This window comes from Novosphingobium cyanobacteriorum (genome assembly GCF_029436685.1).
GTDB lineage: Bacteria > Pseudomonadota > Alphaproteobacteria > Sphingomonadales > Sphingomonadaceae > Novosphingobium > Novosphingobium cyanobacteriorum.
The window spans coordinates 17,824-32,167 of the sequence record NZ_JAROCY010000018.1 but is presented as its reverse complement, the minus strand read 5'-3'; the positions used below and the strand labels follow the sequence as shown (position 1 = coordinate 32,167).

At 65.8% G+C, this 14,344-nt stretch carries 12 protein-coding genes; 3 read left to right on the top strand and 9 right to left on the bottom strand.

The features are described from left to right. The first annotated feature begins 358 nt into the window (after positions 1 to 358). Positions 359 to 1,645 (top strand): cytochrome P450, encoded by a 1,287-nt coding sequence (locus POM99_RS17075; protein ID WP_277279693.1) that lies wholly within the window; start codon positions 359 to 361, stop codon positions 1,643 to 1,645. Between the two features lie 83 nt (positions 1,646 to 1,728). Here the strand turns inward: POM99_RS17075 and POM99_RS17070 are convergent, their stop codons facing one another. The 9 genes from POM99_RS17070 to POM99_RS17030 all read right to left on the bottom strand — a co-directional run bounded on the left by POM99_RS17070 (position 1,729) and on the right by POM99_RS17030 (position 12,260). Next, on the bottom strand, positions 1,729 to 2,466 hold the full coding sequence (locus POM99_RS17070; protein WP_277279692.1) for an SDR family oxidoreductase: 738 nt from the start codon (positions 2,464 to 2,466) through the stop codon (positions 1,729 to 1,731). A 39-nt stretch (positions 2,467 to 2,505) separates the two neighbouring features. Further along, a complete protein-coding gene (locus POM99_RS17065; RefSeq protein ID WP_277279691.1) occupies positions 2,506 to 3,465 on the bottom strand; it encodes a TauD/TfdA dioxygenase family protein in 960 nt (319 codons plus the stop codon). Between the two features lie 119 nt (positions 3,466 to 3,584). Next, positions 3,585 to 4,583 (bottom strand): NAD(P)H-dependent flavin oxidoreductase, encoded by a 999-nt coding sequence (locus tag POM99_RS17060; RefSeq protein ID WP_277279690.1) that lies wholly within the window; start codon positions 4,581 to 4,583, stop codon positions 3,585 to 3,587. A 125-nt stretch (positions 4,584 to 4,708) separates the two neighbouring features. Continuing rightward, positions 4,709 to 6,886 (bottom strand): molybdopterin-containing oxidoreductase family protein, encoded by a 2,178-nt coding sequence (locus tag POM99_RS17055; protein WP_277279689.1) that lies wholly within the window; start codon positions 6,884 to 6,886, stop codon positions 4,709 to 4,711. Between the two features lie 2 nt (positions 6,887 to 6,888). Continuing rightward, a complete protein-coding gene (locus POM99_RS17050; protein WP_277279688.1) occupies positions 6,889 to 8,124 on the bottom strand; it encodes a cytochrome P450 in 1,236 nt (411 codons plus the stop codon). Between the two features lie 86 nt (positions 8,125 to 8,210). Then, a complete protein-coding gene (locus POM99_RS17045; protein WP_277279687.1) occupies positions 8,211 to 9,005 on the bottom strand; it encodes an aspartate/glutamate racemase family protein in 795 nt (264 codons plus the stop codon). Positions 9,006 to 9,018: 13 nt separating this feature from the next. Then, positions 9,019 to 9,783, bottom strand: coding sequence for an SDR family NAD(P)-dependent oxidoreductase (locus tag POM99_RS17040; RefSeq protein ID WP_277279686.1), 765 nt, complete (start codon positions 9,781 to 9,783; stop codon positions 9,019 to 9,021). 125 nt (positions 9,784 to 9,908) lie between these two features. Beyond that, a complete protein-coding gene (locus POM99_RS17035) occupies positions 9,909 to 10,685 on the bottom strand; it encodes an enoyl-CoA hydratase/isomerase family protein (protein WP_277279685.1) in 777 nt (258 codons plus the stop codon). Positions 10,686 to 10,691: 6 nt separating this feature from the next. Beyond that, entirely contained in the window at positions 10,692 to 12,260 is a 1,569-nt protein-coding gene (locus POM99_RS17030) for an AMP-binding protein (protein WP_277279684.1), read from the bottom strand. Positions 12,261 to 12,503: 243 nt separating this feature from the next. On the opposite strand from POM99_RS17030, the gene POM99_RS17025 reads away from it, so the two are divergent. After that, entirely contained in the window at positions 12,504 to 13,391 is an 888-nt protein-coding gene (locus POM99_RS17025; protein ID WP_277279683.1) for an isocitrate lyase/PEP mutase family protein, read from the top strand. A gap of 1 nt (position 13,392) precedes the next feature. Further along, positions 13,393 to 14,280, top strand: a complete 888-nt coding sequence (locus POM99_RS17020; protein WP_277279682.1) for an alpha/beta fold hydrolase — start codon at positions 13,393 to 13,395, stop codon at positions 14,278 to 14,280. Positions 14,281 to 14,344: the final 64 nt, after the last annotated feature.

Below are 14,344 nucleotides of genomic sequence, written 5' to 3'. Positions count from 1 at the left end.
ATGTAGAACCCCGGAAACCCGATCTGGTTTAAGATCAGAATCCTGTTGTTTTCTAGAGGCTGCTGTCTAGTTTTTCGTCATCCAGTCGGCAAGGCATGGCCCAGCGACCAATGCGCTCTGCGCGAACGGCTCGACCTTGCATGGCGAAAATACAGGACGCTGCCAAAATGCGTTCGTTCAAGGAGAGTAGCGTGAGCGCCCCAACCCTCACGAAGCACGATGTGCCAGCTCCTGTCCCGGCGAGCCTGGTGCGCGTGGATCAAGCTGCCAGCTTCGCAGACCTGACGATCCAAGGCGAACGTCCAAGCCGGCCGCGAGGCCGCCAGTCGACTCGACCTGAGTGAGGGGAACGCAAGCAATGAGTAGCAATCAGGCAAGCCATATCGACCAGATGGTCGCCGACTATGAGATGGTCACGCGCAGCAACACCGGGCGCTCCCCGGTCGATATCCATCCGCTGATGACGGAAATGCGCAACAAATGCCCGGTGATGCACGGCGACATCCAGCAGCAGCATGGGACACCGAGCCAGGCCGACTATACGCTGTCCGGTCGGCCAGTGGTGACGCTGTTCCGCTACAACGACGTGCACACCGTTCTGAAGAATGCGAAGGACTGGGAAAACCATCTCTTCGGTGACGGCTTTGGCGATGCGGTGGACAATCTCCTGATCGTCGCGATGGATGGTGAGGAACATGCCAAGCTGCGCGCGACGCTGCTCAAGCCCTTTACCCGGGGCGAGGTCCGCAAGCAGATGGACAGCATGATCCGCCCCGTGGTGATGGACGAGTTCCTTGCCAAGATGCGGCCGAAGGGCAAGGCGGACCTTGTCCGCGAATTCGCGCTGCCCTTCCCCATCCGTTCGGCCTACGCCTATTTCGGTTTCCCCGACGACGAGGAGCTGAGTTCCAACCTTGCCAGTTGGGCAATTCAAGTCGTCGGCGCGCCGCAGGTCGATCCTGAACTGGCAGCGATCACGGTGCCGCGTTCGATGGTCGCAGGCCAAGCCATGTATGACGCGATCCTGCCGGTGGTTCAGGCTTATCGCCAGCGCGGTGAGATGCGCCAGGACATCATCGGCCACCTGATGCAGGTGGAGCATGACGGCAGCCGCTTTACCGATGATCAGATCAGCAGCCTTGTCCGAAGCCTGCTGCTGGCGGCCGGGGAAACGACGACGCGCAGCTTTGCCAACATGATGGTGCAGCTGCTTGAGCATCCCGACGTGCTGGACGAAGTGCGGCAGGACCGTTCGCTGATACCCAAGGCCGTGTTGGAAACATTGCGGCGCGATCCGTCGACTGCCTCCATCGCCCGCATCGCCGCGCGCGACCTGGAGATTGGCGGTCACTCGATCCCCAAGGGGACGGGTATCCTGTGCGCCGTGGCATCGGCCAATCGCGACCCGGAAGTCTACGAAGATCCCGACCGCCTGTGGATCAAGCGGCCGATGCGTCCACTGCTTACCTTTGGTTTTGGCCCACACATGTGCCTCGGCATGAACCTGGCGCTGGCGGAACTGGAAGTGGCGCTTGATGCCATGCTGGACCTGCCCAACCTGCGGCTGGATCCGGCCTATCCGCGCCCCGTGATCCGGGGAATGAACCTGCGTGGACCCGACGCAGTTCACGTTCTGTGGGACTGATGGTGCCGGACGCCGTCCACAGTGACGGCACCAGATGGATCTGCAGCAATTGAGTGCCGTGGTTTGGGAGAGGATAGCGCCGCCTAGCGCCAGCGCCCCCCGGCAACGGTCAGCACCTCGCCGGTGACATAGCCGCTCTGCCGGGCGCAGAAATAGAGCACGGCATCGGCGATGTCGGCCTCCTCGCCCAGCCGGTCCATCGGGGTCAGGGCCAGCGCCCGCTCCTTGAGTTCGGCATAGTGCGGCAGGCTGCGCGGGCGTTCGCCATCACAGAACCCCGGCGCGATCGCGTTGGAGGTGATGCCCGACTTGCCCAGTTCCAGCGCAAGGGCCTGGGTCAGGCCGACCAGCCCGGCCTTGGCCGCCGCATAGTTGACCTTGTTCCTGTCCCCCTCCCGCGCGCGGGACGAGATATTGACGATCCGGCCATAGCCGGCAGCCTTCATTGCCGGCACCACGGCGCGGGTGACGTAGAAGGCCCCGGTCAGGCAGACGTCGAGCACCGATTGCCACGCCTCGTCGCTCATTTCATCAACCGGGGCATCGCGAGAAAAGCCGGCGCAGTTGACCAGGATCTGGATCGGCTCCAACCTTGCCACGGCTTCGCGCACCGCCGCACTGTCCGTGATATCAAGCACCAGTGCTTGCGCCGAACCGCCTTTCGCGACGATCTCATCTGCCGCGCTGCGGGCAAATTCGGCATCGCGGTCCAGCGCGATGACATGCACACCCTCTCCCGCCAGAGCCTTGGCAATACCGCGACCGAGCCCACGCCCGGCCCCGGTCACGAGGGCGTGCTGCCCTGCGATTCTGAGGTCCATGTCTGTCCTGTACCTGTCAGCTGGAAACGTGCGCGCCGATCAATAGTCGACCATCGCCATGGCCTTGTTGATTTCCTTCGACGTATCGGCATCCAGCCCGATCGTGTTCATCGTGCGGCGCGGATGGAGCGGGATCGGCACTTCGCCTTCGGCGGAGATGTGCCACATGATGCGCACCTTGTCGGCGTCCCAGCCCTGGCGGCTGTGGACCGTGGCGCTGTTGTCCCAGATCAGGAAGTCGTCCGGCATCATCGCATGGCCGACCTTGAACGGGCAGGTATCGACGAAGTCCCACAGTTCGGTCAGCAGGGCGCGGCTTTCCGCCTCGTCCATGCCGGGAATCAGGCTGTCACGCCGCGTCGGCAGGTAGAGGATCGGCTTGCCCGTGCCGAGATGGCGCCGCACCAGCGGGTGGAGAGTGCCGATCTTGCGGTCTTCCAGCGGCTGCGACGGGGCGTTCAGGTGGATTTCCGGCTCGATCTGGCGCGGGAACCAGTGATGGATCACGCGGACGTTGGCGATCCGGTCCTTCATCTCCTGCGGCAGGGCTTCATAGACCTTGATCATGTCCATGAAGTAGGTTTCCGGCGCGGGGTCCACCGTCTGGCGGCAATAGAACGCGATGTGGCCGACCGGCGCCTCCCACGGGGTGGAATCGGTGTGCCAGATCTGGGCCGAGCTGTTGCCATCGCCAAGCAATTGGCCATCGGCGGTCTTGCCGTTGGAAATGACCTTGATCCATTCCGCCTCAGGCACGTGCAGCGCACCGCTGCCCTGGCGCTTGATGTCAAGCAGCGGGCCGAAGTTGCCGGTGAATTCCTGCGCCGTCACCGGCTGGATCTTCTGCCCGCGGATCAGGACGAGACGGTGTTCGTCCAGCAGGCGCTTCATCAGGTCGATGAACGGGCGGGTTGGGGCCATCGCCTCGAAGTCCACGCCCTTAAGTTCAACGCCGATCCCGGCTGACAGCTGTTCGACGACGATCTGCTCGATGCCCATGCCCACACTCCCATCCGCGCCGCAGCGCGGGTTGTGATTCCTGATTGCCGCCAACCTAGGCCCTTCTTACGCGCGCGTATAATATCGTTTTGGCGGGACTAATACACCTGAAGTATCAATCAGCGCACCAGGGTGACCTGACCAATGCGCCGCGTGGCTGCTGCGGCATCGTCGATCAGGCGGTCGAAGATCGCCTCCACCGGCTCGATCCGGTCAGCGAACACCGCCGAATGGCCCCAGTCATAGGTGCCGGTCGAAAGGTTGCCGGTCTTGTAGCCTTCGCGGGTCAGGGCGCCGGTCACGTGTGGGCGATAGGCCTCGAAGTCTGTCACGCCCTGCTCTTCCAGCGCAAGCACGGCAGCGGTGGATTCGTTCGCCATGACGCGGTGGTTGTCGCGCAGGATCTTCTTGATCACGACGCTCTCGGTGCCGTTGGCGGCAACCATCTGTTCCTTGTAGGCGCGGCTGGGCCACATTTCCTCGGCCACCATCATGCGGGTGCCCATGACCACGCCCTCGGCGCCCATGGCCAGTACGGCGGCGATCTGGCTGCCGGTGCCGATGCCGCCGCCGATGATCACCGGCTTGTCGATCTCCTGCGGCGCCTGGGCCGCCTGGACCATCGAACCGATCTGGTAGATGCCGGGATGCCCGCCGCATTCGTTGCCGACAACGATGATCGCATCGACGTCGGTCTTCGCGACGGACCGCGCATAGCGCACGCCGGGCACCTTGTGGATCACCTTGATCCCCGCCTCGCGCAGGGCAGGCAGGATCGGTGCCGGGTTCTGCCCCGCCGTTTCCACCACCACGCAACCATGATCGACCAGTTGCGGGATGCGTGCGATGATCTTCTCGACCGAACCGGGCACGCGAGAGATATAGAGGTTGACGCCGAAGCCCTTGCCGCCGGTCAGCTCGCGGCAGGTACGCATCTCGTCGATGAACTGGTCGGGGTCCTCGTAACCGACATGGACGATGAAGCCCATGCCGCCGGCATTGACCACGGCTGCAACATAGCGGCCGTCCGATACGCCGGGGCCAAGTCCGCCGGCGAGAATGGGGTGACGGATGCCCAGGAGGTCAGTGAGCCGGGTCTTGAAGATCTGATCGCGCATGAGTCCTGCCTGTATTGGGTCGCGCCATGCTATGCGCGAAGTGATCCTCCCCTGTCATGATGCCTGCAGAACCCATCGTATATTCGTTGGGGCAAGCCGCACCGCCTTTTGCAAGGGTTGACGGGTCAGGCCTCGACCGGGGCCACCATGACGTCGAATGCCGTCAGTACCGGCATGGCGTTGATCGGATCGCGGCCGATCCTTGTGCTGGTCAGCCGGTTGACATTGGCCGCGCCTGATCCCGGCAGGTCGTCCCAACCGTGCGCCATGGCCAGTACCCCCGGACGCAGGTCGGGATCGGCCCGCGCCACGGCAATCACCTCACCATGTGCGGAACTGATGCAAATCCGCTCGCCCGGCGCGATGGAGCGGGCAGACAGGTCATCGGGATGAAGGAAAGCCGGGTTGAACGGCACGCGCTGCGCAATCGTCGGCAGGTGGTGGTAGGCGGTGTTCTGCACCTCGCGCATCCGGCGGCAGGCAAAGCGCAGCGCACCGGGAACAGGACTTGCCACCTCATCCCGCACCTCAGCCAGTTCGGCGATCACGTCGGCAGGGGCGAGCGCGAAGCGGCCCGTTGCGCCGGGCACGGCAGGCTCCACCCGCTGCGGTGGGACGGCGAACACGGCACCACGCTCAGCCGCCCGCACCACGTCGAACGGAATGGTGCTGCGGCGTGTCATCAGTTCCATCAGGGCGAGCGGATCGGGGCGGCGGGCCATGTCGATCGGCTCGCCATCGATGCTGAGGGACAGCCCCATCCGGCTCGCGATTTCCCACAGGATCGCCCAGTCGTCCTCCACCTCCGCGCCCTCGGGCGGCGAGAGAATCGGCGCGGTATAGTGCGCGAAGGGGGAGAACGTGACGATCGCCTCGTAATCGCGCCCGCTCAACTCGTGCCGTTCGAACACCATGCGCGGTGGCAGGACATAGTCGGCGAGGCGGGCCGTTGCAGTCAGGAACGGGTCGATCACCACCAGCAGGTCCAGCGCTGCGAAGGCCTGCTGCGCCGCCGCCGTTTGAGGCAGGGCCAGCACCGGATTGCCCGCCGCGACGATCATCGCGCGCAGCCGATTCGGCGCGTCGGTCAGCACATCGTCAGGCAAGGCGCCCGACATGCGCTCGCCAAAGATCCGCCCGAAGCCGGACGGGGCAGGCTGGGGATCATGCTCCCATCCGCGCCGCGGCGGCACCACTTGCGCAAGGCGCGGCTGGCGCGGCCCGACCACGCCGGGATTGACCACCGGATCGCCTTCACGCGCATAACGGCCGCAGACGACGTTGAGCGCTTCGACCAGATGTTCGGCCAGATTCGAATGCGGCGCCATGTTCGGCCCGGTCCCCGATGCGGCGGTGCCCCGCTTGCGGCGAAGGACCGCGCCATCGGCCACGGGCCGGGCAAACAGCTCTGCCGCTGCACGCAGCAACGCCGGATCGACCGCCGCCCGCGCCGCGGCATAGGCTTCGTCGAACGGCTCCACCGCCGCCCGCAAGGCCTCCAGCCCGTCGACATGGCGCTCGCAGAATTCAGGATCGTGCCAGCCTTCCGCCAGGATGATCCGCAGGATCGCGGCGAGCACGGTCGGGTCCTCGCCCGGCAGGGGCTGGATGAACAGGTCGGCATGACGCGCCGTCTCGGTCCGGCGGGGGTCGATCACGATCAGCTTGAGCCCGCGCGCCCGCGCCTCGCGCATGGACTTGACCGGGTTCTGCAGCTGGAAGTTGAAGGTGGAGAGCGAGACGATCGGATTGGTGCCGATCATCATCAGCACGTCCGACAGGACGAAGGGATCCTTGCCGCCGGCCCAGGCCCCCAACCGTTCGACATTCACCCACTTGGCCGACTGGTCGACCGTCATCGTCGAGTAATAGGCGGTCGAACCCAGGGCGGAGAGAAAGGCCGGGAGCATCGCGTTGGACAGGAAATTGCTGTAGTTCAGCGTGCCTTTGAACGCGCCCACGCTGTCTGGCCCATGGTCGCGCACCAGGGCGGAGAGGCGGGCCGCGATATCGTCGAGCGCCTCTGCCCAGCCAACTTCGGCAAAGCTGCCGTCCTCCTGCCGCCGCAGCGGGCGCAGGATGCGGCGTTCACTGTGGTGCGCCTCGTGCAGGGTCAGCCCCTTGATGCAGGCATAGCCGCGCGAGACCGGGTTGCGGCGATCCCCCCGGATCGCGACGGCCCTTCCCTGCGGGTCGATTTCCACGTCCAGCCCGCACATGCCCGCGCACAGCCGACAGGCTGACTGCGCGATCCGATTGCCTTCCGCAGGCCGCAGCGTTGAACCGGCGCGCTCCTCGTCCACGGTCAATCCCAGCGCAGCGGCAGCGACTTGCGGCCCCAGTACATCCAGGTCGCGATCCGCTCCCCTTCCCCGGCCAGGCGCAGCGCGGGAAAGCGGTCGAGCAGCATGTTGAGCGCAACCTGCGCCTCGAGCCGGGCGACCGGCGCGCCCATGCAGAAATGGATGCCGTGCCCGAATGACAGGTGCCGCCCCACTTCCGATCGCTTGCGGTCAAGGCGGAAGCGGTCGGGATCGGGAAAGCGCGCCGCATCGCGGTTGGCCCCGGCGATCGAGAACATCAGCTTGGCATGATCGGGCAGGGCATGGCCGTGCATCTCCACCGGGTGCAGGCTGGTGCGAAAATGGGCCAGCACGGGCGGGTCGAACCGCAGGCTTTCCTCGATCGCGATGGTCACCAGTGAACGGTCGGCCCGCACCTGCTCCCACAACTCGCGCCGTTCCAAAAGGCGCCAGATCATGTTGCCGAGCAGGTTGGTCGTCGTCTCCTGCCCTCCGGTCAGGAAGGTCACGCAGATGTTGACGATCTCCATGTCGGTCAACGGCCTGCCCTCCACGGTCGAGACCACCGCCCGCGACATGAAGTCATCGGGCACCACGCTGCCCAGCAGGCTCGGGTCGGGCTGGTCGATCCCGGCTTCGCGCAGCATCGACCGCCGCGCCTCGATCATCTCGATGCAATGGGCATAGATCCTGGCGAAGATCGCCTTGTGCGAACCGCGTTCGGCATCGTGGAACATCAGTTCCTGGATCTCGTCGGCCCAGAGCTTGTAGGTGCGGTATTCGTCCTCCGGCAGGCCCAGCATCAGGCACATCACCTTTGCCGGCAGCGGCAGGGCAAACAGGTCCTGGAAATCGCCCCCGGCCAGCTCGGCCATGCTGTCGCACAGGGCGGCGGCGATGCGCGTGACCTCGGGCTTCAGCCGCTGCATCGCCGCCGGGGTCAGGCCGGGCAGCAGAACGTTGCGGAATGCGTTGTGAAACGGCGGATCGGTGACGATGCCGGTATCGTGCGCGGTGTCCTTGGCCGCATTGCCCCATTTGAACGACCAGTCCGGATTGTCCGACAGCACGGCATCGCGGATCTCGGCATAATCGCTGGTGATCCAGAACCGGTGCTGCGCGGTTTCCAGCGCATGGAACGGGGCGCGGCGGGCGAGTTCGCCGTACGTCGCGCCGGGATCCTGCATCACCTCGGGCGAAGTGGGATCAAACTGGTATGGCTGGTCCTGCGGGCTCATGGCGGCCTCCTGTTCCCGCACAGACAGTGCGATCACTGCCCCGCGAGTGGCGAGGCCGGGCACCCAATCATCGTATCGGCGATGGCCTAAAGCGGGCCGAAAAAGCCGCTCAGCCGGTCCATCAGGTCCGCCGGTGGCCGGGCATGGTCCCAGCGACGGCCCACGCCAAGGCCGCAGCGCTGGCGCAGGGTGACCATCATCTCGGTATAGGCGAGGACCACGGCCACGCAGTCCATCACCGCCGCGCCGTCCAGCCGGTCGATCTTTTGCGCCGCCAGCACTTCGGTGAAGACGCCCTCGGCCGGAATGATCAGGTCCGCACCATCGGCAATGGCCCGCCGCGCGGTCTGGCTGAAGGCATCGACCACGCCCTGCGGTTCATTGAAGGCGGCGGCGAGGACAAATTCGGTCACCGGCGGATCAAGCGGATAGATCCCGGCGATGCGGTCACCCAGCCCGTGCCGCTCGACCTGTTCCGTCAGTCGGACGCGGTTTTCCGGGGCGAGCGTGATGAGAGCGATCTTGCGGGCGAGCGAACAGCCGACCAGCAGCGACGATTCCACCATCGACGTGACCGGGATGTCCACGATCGAGCGGCATTGCTGCAACAGCGGCTCGGCAAAGGTGGCAAAGGCCACCGCATCGAACCCCTCGCGCTCGGCCTGGGCGACGAAGCTCAGGGCCTGATTGTGGATCAGGTACTTGGCATAGGGATAGCGCAGGACGGCGGCTGGCGGCTGGCCGGCATAGCTTTCTGCCGGAACGCCATGGATCACCACTTCGGTCCCAGGCGAGACGAGGCCGGGCAGCCGCTGTTCCAGCGCCGCGCCATAGGCGCCGAGCGATTCCAGCGAGGCCATGGACTGATGCCAGATGCGCATGGGAACGTGCCTCTCAGTAGGTCGACCGGCCCCCGGTCAGGTCAAAGACGAAGCCGGTGGTATAGGAACATTCATCCGAACACAGCCAGGCCGCCATGGCTGCAAACTCGTCCGGGTGCCCGGCCCGGCCAAGCGGGATCTTGGCCTTGATCGCATCCATCAGCCCCGGTCCAAGCCGCGCCTTGGATACCTCGTGCATCGGCGTCTCGAAGATCGTCGGCGCTATGCAGTTGACCATGATGCCGAACGGACCCAGCTCCTTGCCCAACGACTTGGTCAACCCGATCACGCCCGCCTTGGCCGCGGAATAGGCCGCCTGCTGCGGGTTGCCGTCCTTGCCCGCGGCCGAGGAAACCAGCACGATCCGGCCAAACGAATTGGCCTTCATATAGGGGATCGCCGCGCGACAGATATAGAACGCGCCAGACAGGTTGACCCGCAGCTGCTGGTCCCACAGCTCGAACGGTGCCTCGTCGCTGGGGCAGGACAGGCCGGAAATCCCGGCGCTGTTGACGATCAGGTCGATTCGCCCCTCGGCCGCGTGAATCGCAGCCATGCCTTCGGCCACTGCCGCCGGATCGCCGATATCCACCACGGCACCGCTGACGGCACCATCGCCTGCCAGCTCGGCCACCACTTCGGCAACGCGCGCTGCATCGCGGTCCCAGATCGTCACCCGCGCGCCCGATGCGGCAAAGCGCCGGGCCGTGGCCAGGCCCAGCCCGCTTGCCCCGCCGGTCACCAGGGCCACCCGGCCCTCAAGGTCGATACGGTTCACTCGTCCTGCTCCCACTGGTCTTCGCGCCAAGCACGTAACAGCGCCAAGGGGCGGGCGGAACGGGCAAGCGATGCGGCAGCGATGTGATCGGGCATACGATCACGCTCCCCGATCAAGCATCTGCGTCAGTCGCCCTTGAACTCCGGCTTGCGCTTGGCCCGAAACGCGGCGACCGCCTCGGCGTGGTCGGCAGTCTTCTGCATCAGCGGCTGACCGACCAGTTCGAACTGCGCCGCTGCCTCAAGCGAGGTGAACCCCTGGGCAAAAACCCCGCGCAGGATGGCGGTGGTCACCGGCGGCATCGCGGCATATTCCCGCGCCACCGCGCGTGCGCGCTCCAGCGCGGTGCCCGGTTCGACCACCTCGTTGACCAGCTGGATGCGATGGGCCTCGGCAGCATCGAAGGTCCGGGCGAGTGCGAACAGTTCCTGCGCCTTGGCCAGCCCTACCCGCCGGGGCACGATCCAGTAGGCACAGGTATCGGGCAACAGGCCAACCCGGGCAAAGGCAAAGCACAGCCGCGCGTCGCTCGCCGTCACCACATAGTCGCAGGCAGCCGCCATGGTCAGCCCCGCGCCCATCGCCGCACCCTCGATCGCGGCGACGATCGGCTTGGCCCCGGTCAGCAGCAATCGCGCAAGGTCCGTCACCACCACCAGCCGCGCCCGGGCGACCATCTGGGTGCGCTGCTCCATCTCGGATATGTCGCCGCCCGAACAGAAGGTGCCGCCTGCCCCGGTCAGCACGATGGCGCGGCATTCCGGATCTGCGTTCAACGTGGTGAACACCTCGACCAGTTCCTCGCGCATCCGCTTGGAAAAGGCGTTGCGCTTGGGCGGATCGCTCAGCGTAACCGTGGCGATGCCGTCCTGCTGTTCGACCAGAACCAAAGGGTCAGCCATGAGTGCTCAGTCCATCGCCCGGAGTTCGACCTTGGCCACCTTGCCCGTCGCGTTGAGCGGCAGGGCATCGAGGAACCGCACCGAGCGCGGCACCTTGTAGTTCGCCATTTCCTTGCGGCACCAGGCGATGACGTCCTCTTCGGTCAATTCGGCCCCCGGCGACTTGACGATGAAAGCCCGGCCCACCTGGCCCAGCCGCTGGTCGTCCACCCCGATCACCGCCACCCGCGCGACGCCGGGGATGCCCTGCATCATGCCCTCGATCTCCGCCGGATAGCAGTTGAACCCGCCGACAAGGTACATGTCCTTGATCCGGTCGGTGATCGAATAGTTGCCGTGCTCGTCCACCCAGCCCGCATCGCCGGTGAGGAAGAAGCCGTCCTTGGTAAAGGCAGCGGCGGTCGCCTCGGGGTTGTTGTAATAGCCCTTCAGCACCTGCGGACCCTTGACCACGATCTCGCCCACCTCGCCCACAGGCAGCTCCTTGTGATCGGGGCCGACGATCTTGACCTCAAGCATCGACAAGGCGCGGCCCACGGTCTTGGCGACCACGGCAGGGCCGTCCTCCGGCATGGTCGAGGTGACCGAACCGGCGGTTTCGGTCAGGCCATAGCCGGTCTGGACCTGAGTCCCGGGACCGAAGGCATCGCGCAGTTCCTCCACCTGGCGCACGGGTATCGTGGTTCCGCCGGTAGCGACGATGCGCACGCTGTTGAGGTTGACGTTGGGCCGGTCCGGATGGTCGATGATCCCCTGGGCGACCGGCGGCGCGGTTGGCAGGAAAGTCACGCCCTCGCGCTCGATCATCCGCAGCAGGTCACCGGGGTGGAAGGTGCTGACCGGCAGGATGCGCACGCCATAAAGCACCGCCACTTGCCACCCGGCGCGATAGCCCGCGTTGTGGGCAAAGGGATAGGTGATCGCGAAGACGTCATCGGGTGTGAACCGGGTCAGTTCGTTGCGCTGCGCCTCGCAGGCGATCAGGCTCTGCTCGCTGGTCATCGGCACGCCCTTGGGCTTGCCGGTGGTGCCGGAGGTGAAGATGATGTCGACGATATCGTCGCCGGTCGCCTCAGCGATCCGGCGGTCCAGCGCGGCTTCTTCCACTTCGGCCGACCGGGCGCGCAGGGCGGCCAGGCTGATGACCTTGCCGCTATCTCCGCCGCTGCCGTCCAGCACCACGATGGTTTCAAGCGACGGGATGTCCCGCTCCAGCAGCGCCTCGACATAGCTGAAGTCGCCGAACTTCTCGTCGCAGAACACGATCCGGGCGGCGGCATCGTTGAGGATGCCTTCCGCCTCGCGCCCACGCAGGCGGGTGCCGATTGGCACCAGCGTCGCCCCGGCGCCCTGAATGCCCAGCCCGGCCTCTGCCCATGGCTGGCTGTTCACGCCCCAGATCGCGATGCGGTCCCCCCGCTTGATTCCCAGCGCCATCAGCGCCCGGCCCAGCTCGCGGCTGGACTGCTCCAGCCCGGCATAGGTCAGGTCACCCAGCGCGGAACGGATGGCGATGCGGTCGGCATGGGTTCGGGCCGACTGCTGGAACCGACGGTAAATCGACTGGTCTGTCATGCTTGTCCCATAAGGATGATCGGCGGCACTGCGGTCTCGCCCGAAGAAGGCCCCGGGTCTCGCCGCCGGGCAGAGCCGCTGTCAACTCATGCCTCAGGATGATCAAAAGGGCGATGATCGCCATTCGCGCGCTTGCTGCCATCGGATTCGCGATGGCCGTTGCCCGCCCTGCGATTGCCGCTGCCGTTGCCGCGTTCTACTCCTATAGGCGTGCTTCAGCCGCCACCCGACCGGAGAACGAAGATGACCGACCGCGAACTCAGCCGCAAATTTCTCAGCCTGCTTGAGGAACGGCGCGGGTTGCTGCTGCCGGGGGCTGGCTGTGCCCTTGCCGCGCGGGTCATCGCCGCCACCGGGTTCGAGGCACTGTACATCACCGGCGCCGGCCTTGCCAACACGCTCCACGGCGTGCCTGACATCGGCCTTGTCTCCTTGTCGGAAGTCACCGCCAACATCACCTCGATGCGCGAGGTCTGCCCCGACCTGCCGATCTTCGCCGATGGCGACACCGGCTTCGGCAACGCGGTCAACATGTATCGCACGGTCCAGCTCTATGAACGCGCCGGTGCCAACGCGATCCAGATCGAGGACCAGCTGTTCCCCAAGAAGTGCGGCCACTTCAACGGCAAGGCCGTGATCGACGCACGCGAGATGGTGGACAAGGTCAAGGCCGCCGTCGATGCCCGCCGGGACGAGAACTTCGTCATCGTCGCGCGGACCGACTGCCGCTCCATGCTCGGCATCGATGCCGCGATCGAGCGCGTTCACATGTACCACGAGGCTGGCGCCCAGGCGACCTTCGTCGAAGCGCCGCAGTCGCTGGAAGAGATCGAACGCGTGGCCAGGGAAACCCCCGGCCTGAAGATCCTCAACATCGTCCACGGCGGCAAGACGCCGATGCCCTCGATGGAACAGATCAAGGAATGGCAGTTCAGCGGCGTGCTCTATGCCAATGCCGCGCTGCAGGCCTCGATCCGCTCGATGGGCAACGTGCTCGGCCACCTGCTCAAGGTCGGCTCGCTCAGCGGCGTGGAAGGCCAGCTGGCCGACTTTGCCGAACGGCAGGTGGTGGTCAACAAGGACCACTTCGACGCGCTCGAAGCGCGCTACGCCACGCCGCCTGCCAACTGACATGGCTCAGGCGGCGATCCGGGGCGGCTATGCGGACTGGGACGCCGGGCAGGTCCATTATCGCCACGCTGGACATGGCCCCGCCGTCATCCTGCTGGGCGGTGCGCCACGCAGCGGGGCACAGTTCGAACCGGTGATGGCGCAGCTGGCGGCGGCGGGTTACCTCGCCATCGCGCCCGACATTCCCGGCTTCGGCGCATCCTCGCCCGCTCCCGCCGGCTTTGCCATGGAGGAGGTGGCCGGCTTCCTCCTGCCGGTGCTGGACGCCCTCGGGCTGGACCGTGTTGCCCTGTTCGGGCTGCACTCCGGCCACAAGGTCGCCGCAGCCTTTGCCGCGAAATGGCCGGACCGCACCGCCGGGCTGATCGTTGCGGGCAAGAGCCACAGCATCGGCGCCGATCAGGAACACCGCAACGCCACCGTGCGCGGCGCCGTGGTCGAACGCTATTTCGCCAATGGCGCTGACGAAGTGGACGGGCCCGATCCACTGCGCGGCTGGGCCGCCCAATGGCGCAACCTCACCAAACTGTGGTGGGACGATGCCCTCCATCTGGCGCAGGACAAGGTCGCCCTGCTGAAGGCACTCGAAGCGCGGATCATCGATGACCTGTCCGCCCGCCGCACCGTGCGCGATTTCTACCGCGCCAACTTCGCCTTTGACCTGACCGGAACGCTGGCGCGGGTTCAGGCGCCGGTCCTGCTGCTCGAAATCACCAGCGCTGGCGAGGACGGCGCAATCGGTCGACAGGGCGCCGCCCTCGCCGCGCAGATCGGCGGCGCTCGGCTGCTGGAGGTTCCGGAAACCGATCCGCTCGGCCTGTTCTTCCACATCGGCCATGACCGGACGGCTGAGATCATTGCCGAATTCCTGGCCGAAGGTGCGAATTGACCCAATCGTTCAGACACCATCGCAGTGATGATGTTTCGCGCGTCCAGACCTTGCATCTGGCATA

Coding starts and splice junctions, on each gene's coding strand:
- POM99_RS17075 (WP_277279693.1), top strand. CDS start 359: ATGAGTAGCAATCAGGCAAGCCATATCGACCAGATGGTCGCCGACTAT.
- POM99_RS17070 (WP_277279692.1), bottom strand. CDS start 2,466: ATGGACCTCAGAATCGCAGGGCAGCACGCCCTCGTGACCGGGGCCGGG.
- POM99_RS17065 (WP_277279691.1), bottom strand. CDS start 3,465: ATGGGCATCGAGCAGATCGTCGTCGAACAGCTGTCAGCCGGGATCGGC.
- POM99_RS17060 (WP_277279690.1), bottom strand. CDS start 4,583: ATGCGCGATCAGATCTTCAAGACCCGGCTCACTGACCTCCTGGGCATC.
- POM99_RS17050 (WP_277279688.1), bottom strand. CDS start 8,124: ATGAGCCCGCAGGACCAGCCATACCAGTTTGATCCCACTTCGCCCGAG.
- POM99_RS17045 (WP_277279687.1), bottom strand. CDS start 9,005: ATGCGCATCTGGCATCAGTCCATGGCCTCGCTGGAATCGCTCGGCGCC.
- POM99_RS17035 (WP_277279685.1), bottom strand. CDS start 10,685: ATGGCTGACCCTTTGGTTCTGGTCGAACAGCAGGACGGCATCGCCACG.
- POM99_RS17030 (WP_277279684.1), bottom strand. CDS start 12,260: ATGACAGACCAGTCGATTTACCGTCGGTTCCAGCAGTCGGCCCGAACC.
- POM99_RS17025 (WP_277279683.1), top strand. CDS start 12,504: ATGACCGACCGCGAACTCAGCCGCAAATTTCTCAGCCTGCTTGAGGAA.
- POM99_RS17020 (WP_277279682.1), top strand. CDS start 13,393: ATGGCTCAGGCGGCGATCCGGGGCGGCTATGCGGACTGGGACGCCGGG.